We start from the raw sequence: 16,028 nt of genomic DNA on the forward strand, positions 1-16,028 counted from the left end.
CTGTGAGACCCTCAGGGGCCCGCGGGTTCCGGCTCCTCGGCGTACCGTCGCCGGTGTTCGTCCGGGAGCACCGCCACGAACCCCACGATGGCGAGACCGAGGACCGCCGAGACGAGTCCGGTCCCCGCGCCGAGCCCACCCCGAGCGGGATCGACGGCGACCCAGTCGGCGAACGACGCGCCGAGCGGTCGTGTGAGCACGTACGCCGACCAGAACGCGGCCACGGGCCCCAGCACGCGCAGGCCCCGCAACGCGACGACGACCGCGATGCCCGCGAGGAACAGGAGTCCGCCGACCAGGAACCCCGCTCCCGCGACGGAGGCGGCGAGGTCCCCGACGGCGGTCCCGAGGGCGAAGGTGACGACGACGGCGCACCAGTACCAGACCTCGCGTCGCAGCGTGTCGATCCCGTGGACGTCGAGGGACCCGGCGGTCCGCCGCCACCCGACGAAGACCGCCACCAGCGCGACGGCGAAGACGAGGGTGGAGACCCAGTACGGCACCCCGACGGCCACGTGCGCGGCGTCGGCGACCATCGTCCCGAAGACGGCGACGAGGACGACCGCTGCCCAGTACCGCCACGGCGCGTACCGTCGCGCCCGGATTTGGACGCCCAGGACGACGGCGAAGACGACGGCCGTGACGAGCACCGTGGGGACCGGGTCGAACCGCTTGACGAGGAAGTCCGACAGCGCCTCGCCGAACCCGGTGGTCAGCACCTTCACGATCCAGAAGGACGGGGACGGGACCGGGACCTTGTTCGCACGCACCCGACCACGCTCGCGCCACGCCTCGGAGGAACCTCTGAGAATCGTGCTCAGCGGGGGCGGGGAGGGCGCGTCCTCACCGGTGCGAGCACGTGCGTCAACGACGTCGCGACGAGGGCACCCGCGGCGATGATCGCGGCGAGGACGACGATCTGGAAGCGCCCGGCCTCGAGCGGCGACACCCCGCCGAAGATCGCGCCGACGAACGCGCCGGGCAGGGTGACGAGGCCGGTGGTGCGTGTCTGGTCGGTGCTCGGCACCATGGCGGCGTGGATCGCGCGGCGCACGAGGTCCGCCGTCGACTGCCGGGGTGTCGCGCCGAGGGCGAGCCAGCCCTCCACGTCGTCCCACCGGTCGTCGACGAGTTCCACGAACCGCCGCCCGGACAGCGTCGCGGTCGTCATCGCGTTCCCGATCACGATGCCCCCGATCGCGAGCACGTACCGCGGGGTGAAGGCGATCGCACCGGTGAGGAACACGATCGCGAGCGCAGCGACGATCCCCACGGCCATCGCGGCCGCGACCGGCACGAAGCGGTCGCGCAGGGTCCCGAGCCGGCGAGCAGCGGTGGTGGTCGCGACGCCGAACATCACGAGCAGGGCGAGGGCGATCCAACGGGGATCACGGATGACCCCGCTGAGGACCAGGCTGATGAGGGCCAGCTGCACGGTGCCGCGGAGGACCGCCAACGCCGGTGCCCACGGCGACGGGGCGCGGGCGGCGACCAGGACGGCCGTCGCGAGCGCGACCAGCCCGAGGACCCCGACGAGCGTCCAGAGGACGGTGCTCGCATCGATCACCCCTCGACTCTGCCACGGGTGCACCGTCCCTCGGTTCTTCGAGGGATCTGGGAACGCGACCAGGACGATCGACCCGTGACCGCACACCTGACCCGTCGCGACGCGCGTCCCGTCCGTCGCTCCGCCGCCGTCCTCCGTCCGCCCGCGACCACACGCAGCGCCGTCACCGCCCTGGTGACGGTCGTGGTCGTCCTCGCCGCCGGCGGGGTCCTGCACGCGAGTGCCGTCGACCTCGGCGTCACCGCGGCGCTGAACGCGCTGCACGTCGGGCCGATCGCGGCCTTCACGAACGCCGTCTACACGGTGTTCAGCCCGGTCGAGGCCGTGCTGCTGACGGCGGCCGCGACGGCGGTGGTGTGGGTGGTGCGGCGTGACGTCCGCCCGGCGGCCGCCTTCGCGGTCGTCGTCGCGGGCACCTGGCTGCCGTCAGCCGTCGTGAAGATCCTGGTCGACCGGCACCGGCCGGACCTCGCGCAGCTGCCCCACCCGGTGTCGCCCGCCCAGGTCGACGCGTCCTACCCGAGCGGGCACGCGGTGTTCATCACCGCCGTCGCGATCGGGGTGGTCCTGCTCCTCGCGGACACGCGCGCCGCCCGGACGGCGCGGGTGGTCGTACCGATCGTCGTGGTGGTCCTGCTCCTGTCGCTGCTCGTCGACGGCGTGCACTTCCCCACCGACGTGCTCGCGTCGGTGGGGTGGGCGCTGGGCGTGGCGCCGTTCGTCCGCGCCGTGTGGCTGCGTCTGATCGCCCCGCGGATCCCGTTGCTGCGTTGACGGCCGAGGGATTCTTGGACGTTCCTGGCACGTCGTCGTGGACGGTGGAGGGATGGTCTCCATGGTCCCCGCCGCGATCTCGCTGTTCGACGCCACGTCCCTCCTGCACGCCTTCGGACCGTGGGTCCTGCTCGGCATCGGGGTGGTCGTCTTCATCGAGTCGGGCGTCCTCTTCCCGTTCCTGCCCGGCGACTCGTTGCTCGTCACGGCCGCGATCCTGTCGGCCTCGCTCGGGATCGCCCCGTGGCAGATCGCGGTCGTCGGCATCGTGGCCGCGTTCGTCGGCGACCAGGTCGGGTTCTGGCTGGGACGGGACTTCGGCCGACGGCTCTTCCGGGACGACGCGCGGCTGCTGAAGACCTCGCGCCTCCACGAGGCGGAGTCGTTCTTCGCGCGGTACGGCGCGCTCTCCCTGGTGCTCGGGCGTTTCGTCCCGATCGTCCGGACGTACGTCCCGTTCGCCGCCGGGACCGCCGGGATGCACTGGCGTCGCTTCACGATTTGGAACGTCGTCGGCGGTGTGACCTGGGTCGTCGCGATGACCCTCATCGGTGTGCTGCTCGGCGGGATCCCGTTCGTCGCCCACAACATCGACGTCCTGTCGATCGTGATCGTCGTCGTGTCGGTCCTGCCGGTGGTCATCGGTGCCCTGCGGAGCCGTCGCACCCGGCGTCGGGCGGCGACCTCCGAGCACGACGACACCGCGCTGACCCGCTGATCCGCTGATCGCCCTGGCCCGTGGGGCGGATCAGATCGGCGTCGTCCCGTTCAGCTGGGCTTCCTCGGCGTCGTACCCCGCGCGCACCTGCCGCAGCACGAGGTCGTCGATCTCGTCGGCGTCCCGGAGACGCAGGAGCGTGGCCGCCTTGTGCCGGACGAGCGCGAGTTCGAGCGCGACCGCGCTGTCGTGGCGTTGCAGTGCCGGGTGGTCGTCGTCCTCCTCCGCGCGCGCCTGGATGACGTCGAGGTGCGCCTCGTAGTCCTTGCGCACCCGCTCGACCGTGGCGCGGTCGGCTCCGGTCGAGCGGGCCAGGCGGGGGAGCGCGTCGAGGGCTTCCTCGATCGCCGTGCGTTCGGCGTACCGGCGCTCCTCACCCACCGACTCGTCCTCGGGCAGCGCGGCCCGCCGCAGCACCGCGGGGAGCACGAGCGCCTGGCCGACGATCGTCACGACGACCACCCCGGCGGTGACGAACACGATGAGGTCCCGATCCGGGAACGCAGCACCGGACTCGAGGGTGCGCGGCACCGCGACGGCCATCGCGAGCGACACCGCGCCCCGGAAGCCCGCGAAGCCGCTGACCAGCCGGTCGCGGTGCCCCTCGCGCGGCGTCGCGCCCGTCCTGCGTGTGACGAGCCACACCGTCCCGCCCGCGGCGTTCAGGAAGGCGAACCGGACCACCACGAGCCCGACCGCGACCGCTGCGATGATCCCGGTCGCCCGGAGGAGCTCGGACGGGTGAAGTGCCCTGGCCGCGACCATCGCCTCGATGCCGACGAGGACGAACAGCGCGCCGTTGAGCAGGAAGGTCAGGAAGGACCAGAACGCCCGGACCTGCTGCCGCGTCTCGGCCTGGTCGAGCTTCGGTCCGACCTGGCTGACGACGATGCCGGCCGCCACCACCGCGAGCACCCCCGAGGCGTGGATCGCCTCCGCCGCGAGGAACGCGACGAACGGCACCAGGAGCGTGACGAGGTTCTCGAGCACCACGGTGTCGACCCGACGCAGGACCAGGGTGCCGACCCAGGCGGCGGCGAGGCCGGCGGCGACACCACCGAGGTACGACAGCAGCAGCATGCCCGACACGTTCCAGAACGTCAGCTGCTGGGTCCCGACGGTCACCGCCACGGCGATGCCGTAGACCACCAGGGTCGTGCCGTCGTTCACGAGGCTCTCCGCCCGGAGCACCGTGACGTTCCGTCGTGGCAGCATCTTCGTCAGTGCGCCGACGGCGGTCGCGTCGGTCGGGGCCACGGCGGCGCCGAGCACCCAGGCGGGACCCCACGGCAGTCCGAGCAGGTGGAGCAGGGCGGCGATCGCACCGGCGGTGACGACGACGAGCAGGGTCCCCATGAGCACGATGCCGCGGAGGTTCTTGCGGATCTCGCGCAGGGACGTGGTGAGGCTCTCCCAGTAGAGGAGCGCGGGGAGGAAGAGCAGCAGGACGGCGTCCGCCGGCAGCTGGACGTGCGCGAACTGCGGCACCAGTGCGAGCCCGGCCCCGAACGCGAGCAGCACCACGGGCGGTGCGACGCGGATCCGGTCCGCGATCCCGGCCGTCACCGCGATGGCGAGGCCCAGCACGACCACCAGTTCAGGTCCCAGCACACGTACTCCTCGGTCGACCGACACCCCAGTCAACGCGACGGCGGCTGACAGCGTGCACCCGATCGGCCCGCCTGCGGAGCGCGCTCGGTCGGCTACGCGACGTCGCCGGTGTGCCGGTCGAGGAACTCGAACACCTCGGTGTCGTCCACGCCGGGGAACCGGCCCGACGGCAGCGAGGCAAGCACCCGCGTGTGCATGCGGGCGCTCGGCCACGCCGCGTCCGACCACCGGGACGCCAGCGGTGCCGGTGGGCGCCGGCAGCAGGACTCGTCCGGGCACGTCGACACCCGGCGCTGGTCGGTCTCGCGGCCGCGGAACCACTTCGCGTCGTCGAACCGCACCCCGAACGTGATGCTGAACGCTCCGTCGGGCCCGGACCCGGTCTGCGTCGACGACCAGTACGTCCCCGCCGCGGTGTCCGTGTACTGGTGCGCCTCGGACGTGCGCGCGCCGCGGTCGCCGGCGCGTCGGGCCAGCCACTTCCGGCACACCACCTGCCCCTCGACCGCCCCGGTGACGTCCGTCGGCAGGGGGAGTCCGTCGTTCTCGTACGCCTTGTAGACCGCACCGTCCTCGCCGACGCGGAGGAAGTGCACCCGGATCCCGAGGTGCTCGGTGAGCAGGTTCGTCATCCGGAGCGCCGCGGACTCGTGGGTCACGCCGAACGCGTCGCGGAAGTCCTCCACGGCGAGGTCCCGGGACGCCTTCGCCTCGGTGAGGACGCCGACGGCCTGCTTCCGCGGCATGAGGCACGCGGCTGCGAAGTAGTTGATCTCGAGCCGCTGCTGGAGGAACTCGGCGTACGACGACGGCGGCTGGTGGCCGAGCAGGCGGTGCGCCATCGCCTGGAGCGCCATGGACCGGAGGCCGTGGCCACCCGGGATCGAGGCCGGTGGCAGGTAGATCCGCCCGTTCGCCAGGTCGGTGATGCTCCGGGTGGAGTGCGGCAGGTCGTCGACGTACAGCAGCGTGAACCCGAGGTGCTCGGCCATCCGGTGCACCTCGCGGTGCGTGAGCGCGCCGACCTCGTGCCCGACGGCGCGCACCACGTCCTCCGCCAGTGCGTCGATCTCGGGCAGCGCGTTGTTCCGCGCGCGCATCCGCTCGCGGAGCTCGTTGTTCGCCCGACGCGCCTCCTCGGGCGTCGCGGACGCCTCCCGCGCCTTCCGGTCGAGTTCCTGCAGGGTCCGGACGAGGGCCGCGAGGGCGTCCTGCGGCAACGACCGCGAGACCCGGACGGGAGGCACGCCCAGCGCTGCGTACTGCGGCCCGGCCTGCAGACGCTGCAGCTCCAGTTCGAGTGCGGAGCGCGGGTCCGGGGCCTCGGCCCGGAGCAGGTCGAGCACCTCGACGCCCAGCGCCCCCGCGAGGGCGGGGAGCTCCGCGGCCCGGACCGGTCGCTTGCCGTTCTCGATGAGCGAGAGCGTGCTCGCGGCGGTCTGCAGCTCGGTCGCGAGCGCGGTCAGCGTCCACCCGCCCCGCACCCGGAAGTACCGGATCCGGGCCCCGAGGAGGCGCGCGCTGTCGTCGTCGACCTGCATGGATCGGACGGTACCGCAAAAAGGCGCGGATTTCGACGCCTCCGGTCGGCGAACGGTTGCGCGGTCTGCCGCACGGTGGAGGACACGTCCCGCCGGTCACGCCCGGCGGTCCACCGACGAAAGGCGAAGCAATGACGATCATCGACGAACGGACGGCAGTGACGTCGGACGTCGTGCCCCTGCGCGCCGTCGGCCTCGAGGACATCGCGTCCGTCGGCGGCAAGAACGCCTCGCTGGGCGAGATGCTCCGGAGCCTCGACGGCCTCGGCGTCCGGGTGCCGGACGGGTTCGCCACGACGGCGAGCGCGTTCCGCCGCCACATGGAGCACACCGGCCTCACGGACTGGATCAGCCGGACCCTGGCAGCGCTCGACGTCGACGACACGGCGGCGCTGGCCACCGCCGGTGCCGCGATCCGCGAGCGCGTGCTGGCGACGCCGCTCGAGCACGGGCTCGCTGGCGGGGTCCGTGCCGCGTTCGCCGTGCTCGAGTCGGAGGCCCCCGACGACGCGTCGTTCGCGGTGCGGTCGTCGGCCACCGCGGAGGACCTGCCCGACGCGTCCTTCGCCGGGCAGCAGGACACGTACCTCAACGTCCGAGGCGTCGACCACGTGCTCGACGCCGTGCGCCGGGTGTTCGCCTCGCTGTACACCGACCGGGCCATCGCCTACCGCGTGCACCACGGGTTCGTCCACGACGAGGTCGCGATCTCCGTCGGGGTCCAGCGCATGGTCCGCTCCGACCTCGCCGCCGCCGGCGTGCTGTTCACCCTCGACACCGAGTCGGGGTTCGACCGGGCGGTGTTCGTCACCAGCGCGTACGGGCTCGGCGAGGGGGTGGTGCAGGGGGCGGTGGACCCCGACGAGTTCACCGTCTCGAAGACCGCCCTCGCCGCGGGCCGTCCGGCGATCCTCGGCCGGGTGCTCGGGTCGAAGACGCGCCGGATGGTGTTCACCGACGACCGCACCGTCGGCCGCACCACGGCGTTCGTCGACACGGCCCCCGCGGAGCGCCGGCACTTCTCGTTGCGCGACGACGAGGTGACCGAGCTCGCCCGCACCGCGCTCGTGATCGAGCAGCACTACGGACGCCCGATGGACGTCGAGTGGGGCAAGGACGGCATCGACGGGCGGCTGTACGTCCTGCAGGCCCGGCCGGAGACGGTCGCGTCGCGGATCGCCGTGGGCACCGTCGAACGTCACCGGCTCGCCGAGCGTCCGGGACGGCCGCCGCGGCTCGAGGGGCGCGCGATCGGGCAGCGGATCGGCTCGGGCGCCGTCCGGGTCCTCGCCGGGCTCGACGAGATGCACGACTTCCGACCGGGTGACGTCCTCGTCGCGGACATGACCGACCCGGACTGGGAACCGATCATGAAGCGGGCGTCCGCGATCGTCACGAACCGCGGCGGTCGCACCTGCCACGCGGCGATCATCGCGCGGGAGCTCGGGATCCCGGCGGTCGTGGGCACGCGGACCGCGACGACCGTCCTGGCCGACGGGGAACTCGTCACGGTGTCCTGCGCCGAGGGTGAGACCGGGGTCGTGCACGACGGGCTGCTCGCCGTCGAGGTCGAACGCGTCGACGTGGGGGAGCTGCCGCCGTTGGACGTCGACCTCATGCTCAACGTCGGCAACCCGGAGCAGGCCTTCTCGTTCGCCGCGCTCCCGAACGCCGGGGTCGGCCTGGCGCGGATGGAGTTCGTCGTCAGCCGGCAGATCGGGGTGCACCCGAACGCGCTGCTCCGGCTCGCGGACCAGCCGGCCGACGTCCGGGAGCGCATCGAGGACCGGATCGCCGCGTACGGGTCGCCCCGCGACTTCTTCGTGAAGCGGCTCGCCGAGGGCGTGGCCACCCTCGCGGCGGCCTTCGACCCGAAGCCCGTCGTCGTCCGACTGTCCGACTTCAAGTCGAACGAGTACGCGGGCCTGCTCGGCGGCGACCGCTACGAGCCGGACGAGGAGAACCCGATGATCGGTTTCCGCGGCGCCGCCCGGTACCTCTCGGACGACTTCGCGCACGCGTTCGCGCTCGAGTGCGAGGCGATCCGGACCGTTCGTGCGGTGATGGGCTTCGAGAACGTCCGGGTGATGATCCCGTTCGTCCGGACCGTCGAGGAGGCCGAGGGGGTGGTGCGCCGCATGGCGGAGCACGGTCTGGTGCGCGGCGAACGCGGGTTGCGCGTGGTGATGATGTGCGAGGTCCCGTCGAACGCACTCGACGCCGACCGGTTCCTCGACCACGTCGACGGCTTCTCGATCGGCTCGAACGACCTCACCCAGCTGACCCTCGGCGTCGACCGGGACTCCGGGATCGTGGCCGACGCGTTCGACGAGCGGAACCCGGCGGTCCTCCGGCTCGTCGACATGGCGATCGACGCGTGTCGGGCGCGCGGGGCGTCGATCGGCATCTGCGGCCAGGGCCCGAGCGACCACCCGGAGCTCGCGGACCACCTGCGCTCCCGCGGCATCACGTCGATGTCGCTCAACCCGGACACCGTCGTCGCCACCTGGCAGCGTCTGGCCGCGGCGTCCTGACACCGCGTGTGGACGGACGGGAGGCGCGGGTCGGTGCCGACCCGCGCCTCCCGTCCGTCCGTGACGAGCGTCAGTCGTGGAACGTCTCGATGGACGCCCCCAGCGAGTTGAGGCGCTCCTGCAGCTGCTCGTACCCGCGGGCGATGATGCCGACGTTGCGCAGGACGCTCTCGCCCTTCGCGGCGAGCATCGCCAGCAGGATGACGACGGCGGGGCGGAGCGCCGGCGGGCAGCTCACCTCGGCGCCGGAGAAGTGCGTCGGGCCGGTGACGTCGAGCCGGTGCGGGTCGCGGAGCGTGACGTTCGCGCCGAGGCGCGTCAGGTCGAGCAGGTGGATGGCGCGGCCCTCGTACACCCAGTCGTGCACGAGCGTCGCGCCCTCGGCCATCGCGGCGATGACGACGAAGAACGGCAGGTTGTCGATGTTCAGTCCGGGGAACGGCATCGCGTGGATCTTGTCGATCGGGGCGTGCAGGTCGGACGGGTGCACCGTGATGTCGACCAGACGGGTGCGACCGTTCGCCGCGGCGTACTCCTCGGACACGTCGAAGCGGAGCCCCATCTCGGCCAGCGTGGCGAGCTCGATCTCGAGGAACTCGATCGGGGCACGGGTCACGGTGAGCGTCGACTCGGTGACGATGCCCGCGGTGAGCAGGCTCATCGCCTCGACCGGGTCCTCGCTCGGGAAGTAGTCGACGACCTCGTCGATGTGGCTCTTCCCGGTGATCCGCAGCGTCGTGGTGCCGATGCCCTCGACCCGGACGCCGAGGAGCTCGAGGAAGAAGCAGAGGTCCTGCACCATGTAGTTGGGGCTGGCGTTGCGGATGACGGTCTCCCCGTCGCGCGCGGCCGCGGCGAGGATCGCGTTCTCGGTGACGGTGTCGCCGCGCTCGGTGAGGACGATCGACTTCGTCGGCACCGCGGTGTTCGCCACGTCGACCTCGTACCAGCCCGAGGTCGCCTCGACCTCGACGCCGAAGGGGCGGAGCGCGATGAGGTGCGGCTCCACCGTCCGTGTGCCGAGGTCGCAGCCGCCGGCGTAGGGGAGGCGGAACGACTCGTACCGTCCGCTGAGCGGCCCGAGGAACATGAGGACGCTGCGCGTGCGACGGGCCGCGTCCGCGTCGATGGCGTCGAGCCGCAGGTCGGACGGGGCGACGATCTCGAGGACCTCGCCGTCCGCCGACCACGTGACGGTCGCGCCGAGGCTGCGGAGCACGTCGATGATGCGGTCCACCTCGACGATCCGGGCGACGCGGTGCAACCGGGTGACGCCCCGGTTGAGGAGCGAGGCGCACAGCAGTGCGACGGCCGCGTTCTTGCTCGAGTTCACGGCGATGGAGCCGCTGAGCTTCCGGCCGCCCTGCACGCGGAGGTGAGCACGCTGCGGGGCCCCGCCGATGGACACGATCTGCTGGTCGAGGGCGTCGCTGATGCGGGTGAGCATCTCGAGGGACAGGTTCTGCCCGCCCTGCTCGATGCGGTTGATCGCGCTCTGGCTGGTGCCGACGCGTTCGGCGAGCTGCGCCTGGGTCATGCTGCGGCCCTTGCGTGCACCCCGGATCAGGGCGCCGACCTCGCGGAGCGGAGCCGGCGTGCCCGTGGCAGTCGGCGTGACGACGGTGGTGGTGTCGGACATGGCGCCAACGTAACACGCTCATGAGATAAAACCGGGGACACAATACCCAGGATTCTCAGGATCGGATCGGGAATACACCGTCTGTGAGAAGTCCGACGGGCGTCGTGGAGGCTCGGCGTCCGGTCGCTAACGCCCCGAGCACTGCCGCCGATAGTCCTCGGTGCAGGCCCACGGACGGGCCGCATCCCGCCCCACGGACGGCGGCGGGACGATCGAGAACCAGGACGGGCCATGATCGTCGTCACACGACTCAACGGCAGCGGATTCGCTGTCAACCCCGACCTCGTGGAGCGCATCCAGGAGACGCCGGACACGACGCTCATCATGGTCGACGGCGCGAAGTACATCGTGCGCGAGTCCATGGCCGAGGTCATCGAGCTCATCGCCGCGTACCGTGCCCGCATCGTCGGCATGGCCTACGGCGCCGACGGAACCGTCCGGAACGCGACCGGCCCGCAGCCGACCCTCGCGCCCGTCGCCCCGATCCACCCGCAGCGTGCACAGGACGGGGGTCGCTGACATGGACATCGCGACGATCGTCGGCATCCTCGTCGCCTTCGGCGCACTGTTCGGCATGGTCCAGATGGAGCACGTCGAGGTCGCCGGGCTGTTCCTCCCCGCCCCGATGCTGCTCGTGTTCGGTGCGACGATCGGTTGCGGCATCGCGAGCACGACGCTCAAGGACGCCATCGCCAGCTTCAAGGCCGTCCCCAAGGCGTTCACCGGCAAGGTCACGCCGCCGCAGTCGGTCATCGACGACGTGGTCGGCCTCGCCGAGACGGCCCGGGCGAACGGACTGCTCGCGCTCGAGCAGGAAGCCGACAAGCACGACGACCCGTTCATGAAGAAGGCGCTCCAGAACATCGCCGACGGGACGGACGGCGACGAACTCCGGATCCTGCTCGAGGACGAGATCGAGTCGAACGCGGCACCGGTGCGGAGCGCCAGCGCGTTCTTCATGGGCCTCGGCGGCTTCGCGCCGACGGTCGGCATCATCGGCACGGTCGTCTCGCTCACCCACGTGCTCGCCAACCTCGGCAAGCCGGACGAGCTCGGCCCGCTCATCGCGAGCGCCTTCGTCGCGACGCTCTGGGGCCTCCTCACCGCGAACTTCCTCTGGCTGCCGATCGGCGGCAAGCTGCGCAAGCTCGCACAGCTCGAGGCCGACCGCCAGACCCTGCTCATGGAGGGACTGCTCGCGGTGCAGGCCGGCAGCCAGCCCCGGCTCCTCGGGGAACGGCTCACGGCGATGGTGCCGCCGGCCGCCCGCGGCGGGGACGCGAAGCGCGGCAAGGGCAAGGGCGCCAAGGCCGACGACGTCGCCGACGACCAGCAGCTGGCGGCCTGACGATGAGCGCCAACCCCCGGGGCCGCGGGCGCGGTCGAGGCGGCCGGAAAGGCGGCGGGCACGACGAGGCCGAACACCCCGACGAGCGCTGGATGGCCTCGTACATGGACATGATCACCGTCCTGATGTGCATGTTCCTCGTGCTCTTCGCGATGTCCACGGTCGACCAGCAGAAGTACATCGAGCTGAAGAACTCCCTCGCCACCGGGTTCGGCGAGGTCAAGTCGCAGAAGGTCGACACCGCGTCCGGGACGGTCGTGACCAAGGACGAGGTCGAGAACGGGTCCGGGTACTCGATCGACAAGTCGCACGCCGACCACTCCAGCGCGTCGAGCGGCGAGAAGGACAGCAACGCCGAGGCCGGGGCGGGGACGACCGCGACCGCCGACCCGACGAGCGCCGCGGTGCCGACGGCCGCCACGAAGGCCGACCTCGCCGCGGCGAAGCGCGAACTCGACGACCTCACGGCGATCGAAGCGGCGATCAAGGCGAACCTCGCCGCGGCCGGGCAGACGTCGAACGTCCAGTTCACCGTCGACGCCCGCGGGCTGACCGTCCGGCTCGTGGGCAGTGAGACGTACTTCACCACCAACAGTGCGGACCTCTCCGACCAGGCGAAGCGGATCATGGACGCGATCGCCCCGGTCCTGCGGACGAGCGGCCACGACGTCAGTGTTGAGGGGCACGCCGACCAGCGGAACTCGACCGCCCCCTACGCCACGAACTGGGAGCTCAGCGCGGCCCGTGCCACCGGGGTGCTCCGCGACCTCGTCGAGCGCGGCGGGATGCCGTCGGCGCACATCCAGAGCGTCGGGTTCGGGTCGAGCCGGCCGCTCGCGAAGGGCGGGTCGGACGCCGACCTCACGCTGAACCGGCGGGTCGACATCGTGGTGCTGTCGAACCAGGACCAGGACGTCAGTGCCCTCATGCCGGCGCTCGCGAAGGCGCAGGACGGAGCACGCCAGGGCTAGCACCGAGACCACGAGACCGCACCACCCACCGCCCCAGTACGGGGTACAGCGCTGACGGGAGTCGCACAGCGGACCGATAGACGCACCCGTGACCGAGACCCTGCCAGCGCCCGAGGTGTACGACTTCGCGCGCCCGTCGACGCTCGCCCGCGAGCACGCCCGGGTCCTCGAACTCGCCTTCGAGACCTTCGCGCGCCAGTGGGGCACCCAACTGACGGCGAAGGTGCGCGCCGTCAGCCAGGTCACGAGCGAGCAGGTCCAGCTCACGACGTACGACGAGTACGCGGCGTCCCTGCCCGCCCTCACGGGCATGGTCCTCCTGCCGATCGCCGACGTCGTCCCGAAGGGCGTGCTCCAGGTCCCGCTCGACGCGGCGCTCACCTGGGTCTCGCACGCGCTCGGCGCCTCGAAGCCGCTCCCGACGCCCGAGCGCACCTTCACGCCCATCGAGCAGGCACTCGTCCGGAAGATCGTCGAGGACGCCCTGGACGACCTCCGCTACTCCTTCGGCGGTCTCCTCGCGCACGACGTCGCGGTCGGCGGCTTCCAGTTCAACTCGCAGTTCGCCCAGGCCGCCCAGAAGGGCGACCTCATGATCGTCGCCTCGTTCACGATCCGCGTCGGCGACCGGGTCGCGCCCGGCACGCTGGCCCTCCCCGCCGACGCCGTGCTGCCGCAGCTCGGCGAGACCGCCGCGCACGTCTCGCCCGCCGACGCGCGGGCACTGGTGGACGCGCAGCTGGCGAACGTCCCCGTCGGGGTCAGCCTGCGCTTCGCCCCCGCGACCGTCCTGCCGTCGCAGGTGCTCCGGCTCGCCGTCGGCGACGTCCTGCCGCTGCCGCACCCGCAGCACCGCCCCCTCACCATCGCGGTCGACGGCGAGCCCGTCGGCACCGCCGCGGTCGGCGCGAACGGTTCACGCCTCGCCGGCATCGTCGTCACCACCACCGCCGCAACGAGCACGGAGCAGCACGCATGACCGTCACCACCCTCCACACGCAGGCCGCCGAGGCCCTCGCCGCGCAGCTCCCGACGGCGGCGCCGATGGTGGCCGTGGCCCAGCCGGGAGGCGCCACCCCCGCCGCCCTCGAAGCGGCCGGGGATGCCGTGGTCGCCTCGTTCGTCGGCGGCCTGTCGGCCGACCTGGTCCTCGTGCTCACCGACCTCGCTGCGGTCGCGGCCGCCGGGGGCACCGAGCACGGGATCGTCGACGTGACCGACGTCCTCCGTCCGTCGCTCGAGGCGGCGGCGTCCGTGCTCGGCGTCGGCGTGCTCGGCGACGCCCGGCGCGAGTCGGCGACGACGCTCCTCGCCGACCCCGACACCGTCGTGTTCGAGCTCGCCGCCGGGGGAGAGCCGGGCGGCTGGTTCGCCCTGCGCGTGCGCGAGAACGGCACGGTCTCGGCACCGGCGGCCCCCGTCGCATCGGTGCCCGCGGGCAACCTCGGTCGCATCAACAACGTCGAGATGGCCCTGACCGTGGAGATCGGTCGCACCCGGATGTCCGTCCGGGACGTCCTCGGCATGGAGCCCGGGGCCGTCGTCGAACTCGACCGCAGCGCCGGCGCCCCCGCGGACGTGCTGCTCAACGGCCGGCTCATCGCCCACGGCGAGGTCGTCGTCGTCGACCAGGACTACGCCGTGCGCATCACGAAGATCCTCGACGTCGCCGAGAGCGTCTGAGGTCGGACGTGGACACCGCCTGGATCGTCCTCCGCGTCGCCCTCTCGCTCGGCGTCGTGCTCGGCCTCATGTGGGTGCTGCACCGACGCGTGTCGAAGGGGCAGTTCGGCGCGGCGAAGACGAAGGGCCGTCGCTCGGCCTCGGTCGAGGTCGTCGGCCGCCAGGGCATCGGCGGGAAGGCGAGCGTCGTCGTGGTCGACGTCGAGGGAGAGCGCCTCGTGCTCGGCGTGTCCGAGCACGGCGTCAACCTGCTCACGAGGGGCGAGGCGCCGGCGCCGGAGCTGACGATCGTGACCGGACCCGTGGCGCTGCCGACACGTCCCGCCCCGTCGGCCGACGCGTTCTCCCGCGAACTCGCGCGACAGGACCAGGCCGCCCCGTCCCTCCCGTCCGACGCGGCGGAGCCGCTGCCGATGCGCCCGCGCAACCGTCGGCAGCAGCGCACCGTCCTGCCGACCGCGCAGCAGCTGCAGGGCTCCCTCCTGTCCGCTGACACGTGGCGTCAGGCGGCCGCAGCCCTGCGGAACCGGCGGACCGGGTGACCGCCGCACGGACCGGGCGGCTCGTCGCGCTCGTCCTCCTCGGACTCGCGGTGGTCGCCGGGTTCCTCATGCTCACCGCGACCGGTGCGCACGCCGCCGGGGTCGTGCAGCCGACCGCACCGGCCACACCGACCCCGCCCTCGACCGGGAACTTCAGCGTCGACGTGAACGGTCCGGACGGCACCCCGTCGTCGGCCGTCGTGACGCTCATCGGGATCACGCTGCTCAGCGTCGCCCCGGCGCTCATGCTCATGATGACGTCGTTCACGAAGATCTTCGTGGTCCTCGCGATGACGCGGAACGCGCTCGCGCTGCAGTCGATCCCGCCGAACCAGGTGCTCGCCGGACTCGCGCTGTTCCTCTCGCTCTTCGTGATGGCGCCGGTGCTCGGGCACATCAACGACGACGCACTCCAGCCGTACCTGGCGGGGCACCTCGACTTCAACCAGGCGGTGGAGGTCGGGACGAAGCCGCTGCGGACGTTCATGCTGCACCAGACCCGGGAGGAGGACGTCGCCCTCATCACCCGGGCGGCCGGTCAGCACAACCCGAAGTCGATGGCCGACGTCCCGATGACGACCGTGATCCCGGCGTTCGTGATCTCCGAGCTGCGGAGCGCGTTCATCATCGGGTTCGTCATCTTCATCCCGTTCCTCGTGATCGACCTCGTCGTCTCGGCGGCGCTCATGTCGATGGGCATGATGATGCTCCCGCCGGTCATGATCTCCCTGCCGTTCAAGATCCTCCTGTTCGTCCTCGTGGACGGCTGGGGGCTCATCATCAAGTCGCTCATCGAGAGCTACCACGTTGTCTAGGGGACCGGCATGAACCAGCAGGCCGTCATCGACCTCACGCTGCAGGCGCTCCTCGTCTCGGCGAAGCTCGCCGCGCCCGTGCTCGTGACCTCCCTCGTCGTGGGCTTCGCGATCTCGCTCTTCCAGTCCGTCACCCAGATCCAGGAGGTCACCCTCTCGTTCGTGCCGAAGGCCGTCGCGGTCGCGATCGCCCTGGTGGTGTGCGGCAACTGGATGATCTCGGAGATGGTCGCGTTCACCCACGTCGCCTTCGACATGATCCCCAAGATGCTCGGGTCGTAGCCG

Annotated in this window: 16 protein-coding genes; 11 read left to right on the forward strand and 5 right to left on the reverse strand. The window is 71.9% G+C overall.

Features of this window, described 5'->3' with window-relative positions:
- Positions 1-11: 11 nt before the first annotated feature.
- Both ACTJKO_RS16925 and ACTJKO_RS16930 read right to left on the reverse strand, forming a co-directional pair.
- Positions 12-770 carry a COG4705 family protein gene (locus ACTJKO_RS16925; RefSeq protein ID WP_440690452.1) on the reverse strand — a complete coding sequence of 253 codons (759 nt, stop codon included), beginning with the start codon at positions 768-770 and terminating at the stop codon, positions 12-14.
- A 47-nt stretch (positions 771-817) separates the two neighbouring features.
- Entirely contained in the window at positions 818-1,567 is a 750-nt protein-coding gene (locus ACTJKO_RS16930; protein ID WP_440690454.1) for an ABC transporter permease, read from the reverse strand.
- A 75-nt stretch (positions 1,568-1,642) separates the two neighbouring features.
- On the opposite strand from ACTJKO_RS16930, the gene ACTJKO_RS16935 reads away from it, so the two are divergent.
- Positions 1,643-2,341 carry a phosphatase PAP2 family protein gene (locus ACTJKO_RS16935; RefSeq protein WP_440690456.1) on the forward strand — a complete coding sequence of 233 codons (699 nt, stop codon included), beginning with the start codon at positions 1,643-1,645 and terminating at the stop codon, positions 2,339-2,341.
- A 52-nt stretch (positions 2,342-2,393) separates the two neighbouring features.
- Positions 2,394-3,059 (forward strand): DedA family protein, encoded by a 666-nt coding sequence (locus tag ACTJKO_RS16940; RefSeq protein ID WP_440690458.1) that lies wholly within the window; start codon positions 2,394-2,396, stop codon positions 3,057-3,059.
- A 30-nt stretch (positions 3,060-3,089) separates the two neighbouring features.
- On the opposite strand, the gene ACTJKO_RS16945 is transcribed toward ACTJKO_RS16940, so the two are convergent.
- Positions 3,090-4,670 (reverse strand): Na+/H+ antiporter, encoded by a 1,581-nt coding sequence (locus ACTJKO_RS16945; RefSeq protein ID WP_440690460.1) that lies wholly within the window; start codon positions 4,668-4,670, stop codon positions 3,090-3,092.
- A 92-nt stretch (positions 4,671-4,762) separates the two neighbouring features.
- Positions 4,763-6,211 (reverse strand): helix-turn-helix domain-containing protein, encoded by a 1,449-nt coding sequence (locus ACTJKO_RS16950; RefSeq protein ID WP_440690462.1) that lies wholly within the window; start codon positions 6,209-6,211, stop codon positions 4,763-4,765.
- A gap of 131 nt (positions 6,212-6,342) precedes the next feature.
- On the opposite strand from ACTJKO_RS16950, the gene ppsA reads away from it, so the two are divergent.
- Positions 6,343-8,745 (forward strand): phosphoenolpyruvate synthase, encoded by a 2,403-nt coding sequence (gene ppsA / locus ACTJKO_RS16955; protein ID WP_440690464.1) that lies wholly within the window; start codon positions 6,343-6,345, stop codon positions 8,743-8,745.
- A 70-nt stretch (positions 8,746-8,815) separates the two neighbouring features.
- On the opposite strand, the gene ACTJKO_RS16960 is transcribed toward ppsA, so the two are convergent.
- Positions 8,816-10,384, reverse strand: coding sequence for a helix-turn-helix domain-containing protein (locus ACTJKO_RS16960; protein WP_440690466.1), 1,569 nt, complete (start codon positions 10,382-10,384; stop codon positions 8,816-8,818).
- A gap of 231 nt (positions 10,385-10,615) precedes the next feature.
- Here ACTJKO_RS16960 and ACTJKO_RS16965 point away from each other — a divergent pair, with 231 nt between their 5' ends.
- The 8 genes from ACTJKO_RS16965 (at position 10,616) to fliQ (ending at position 16,025) form a co-directional block, all read left to right on the forward strand.
- Positions 10,616-10,903: a flagellar FlbD family protein gene (locus ACTJKO_RS16965; RefSeq protein WP_440690468.1), complete on the forward strand. Its 288-nt coding sequence runs from the start codon at positions 10,616-10,618 to the stop codon at positions 10,901-10,903.
- Position 10,904: 1 nt separating this feature from the next.
- On the forward strand, positions 10,905-11,732 hold the full coding sequence (locus ACTJKO_RS16970; protein WP_440690470.1) for a motility protein A: 828 nt from the start codon (positions 10,905-10,907) through the stop codon (positions 11,730-11,732).
- A 2-nt stretch (positions 11,733-11,734) separates the two neighbouring features.
- Positions 11,735-12,703 (forward strand): OmpA/MotB family protein, encoded by a 969-nt coding sequence (locus tag ACTJKO_RS16975; RefSeq protein ID WP_440690472.1) that lies wholly within the window; start codon positions 11,735-11,737, stop codon positions 12,701-12,703.
- 88 nt (positions 12,704-12,791) lie between these two features.
- Positions 12,792-13,682 carry a flagellar motor switch protein FliM gene (locus ACTJKO_RS16980; RefSeq protein ID WP_440690474.1) on the forward strand — a complete coding sequence of 297 codons (891 nt, stop codon included), beginning with the start codon at positions 12,792-12,794 and terminating at the stop codon, positions 13,680-13,682.
- Complete coding sequence (gene fliN, locus ACTJKO_RS16985) at positions 13,679-14,386, forward strand: flagellar motor switch protein FliN (RefSeq protein ID WP_440690476.1); 708 nt, start codon at positions 13,679-13,681, stop codon at positions 14,384-14,386. Before ACTJKO_RS16980 ends, fliN begins: the two co-directional genes overlap by 4 nt.
- An 8-nt stretch (positions 14,387-14,394) precedes the next feature.
- Positions 14,395-14,928 carry a FliO/MopB family protein gene (locus ACTJKO_RS16990; protein ID WP_440690478.1) on the forward strand — a complete coding sequence of 178 codons (534 nt, stop codon included), beginning with the start codon at positions 14,395-14,397 and terminating at the stop codon, positions 14,926-14,928.
- Positions 14,925-15,743, forward strand: a complete 819-nt coding sequence (fliP, locus tag ACTJKO_RS16995; protein ID WP_440690480.1) for a flagellar type III secretion system pore protein FliP — start codon at positions 14,925-14,927, stop codon at positions 15,741-15,743. Before ACTJKO_RS16990 ends, fliP begins: the two co-directional genes overlap by 4 nt.
- Before the next feature lie 9 nt (positions 15,744-15,752).
- A complete protein-coding gene (gene fliQ / locus ACTJKO_RS17000; protein WP_440690482.1) occupies positions 15,753-16,025 on the forward strand; it encodes a flagellar biosynthesis protein FliQ in 273 nt (90 codons plus the stop codon).
- Positions 16,026-16,028 lie beyond the last annotated feature (3 nt).

Source organism: Curtobacterium sp. 22159 (assembly GCF_052045775.1).
Taxonomy (GTDB): domain Bacteria; phylum Actinomycetota; class Actinomycetes; order Actinomycetales; family Microbacteriaceae; genus Curtobacterium.

Coding starts and splice junctions, on each gene's coding strand:
- ACTJKO_RS16940 (WP_440690458.1), top strand. CDS start 2,394: ATGGTCTCCATGGTCCCCGCCGCGATCTCGCTGTTCGACGCCACGTCC.
- ACTJKO_RS16950 (WP_440690462.1), bottom strand. CDS start 6,211: ATGCAGGTCGACGACGACAGCGCGCGCCTCCTCGGGGCCCGGATCCGG.
- ppsA (WP_440690464.1), top strand. CDS start 6,343: ATGACGATCATCGACGAACGGACGGCAGTGACGTCGGACGTCGTGCCC.
- ACTJKO_RS16960 (WP_440690466.1), bottom strand. CDS start 10,384: ATGTCCGACACCACCACCGTCGTCACGCCGACTGCCACGGGCACGCCG.
- ACTJKO_RS16965 (WP_440690468.1), top strand. CDS start 10,616: ATGATCGTCGTCACACGACTCAACGGCAGCGGATTCGCTGTCAACCCC.
- ACTJKO_RS16970 (WP_440690470.1), top strand. CDS start 10,905: ATGGACATCGCGACGATCGTCGGCATCCTCGTCGCCTTCGGCGCACTG.
- ACTJKO_RS16975 (WP_440690472.1), top strand. CDS start 11,735: ATGAGCGCCAACCCCCGGGGCCGCGGGCGCGGTCGAGGCGGCCGGAAA.
- fliN (WP_440690476.1), top strand. CDS start 13,679: ATGACCGTCACCACCCTCCACACGCAGGCCGCCGAGGCCCTCGCCGCG.
- fliQ (WP_440690482.1), top strand. CDS start 15,753: ATGAACCAGCAGGCCGTCATCGACCTCACGCTGCAGGCGCTCCTCGTC.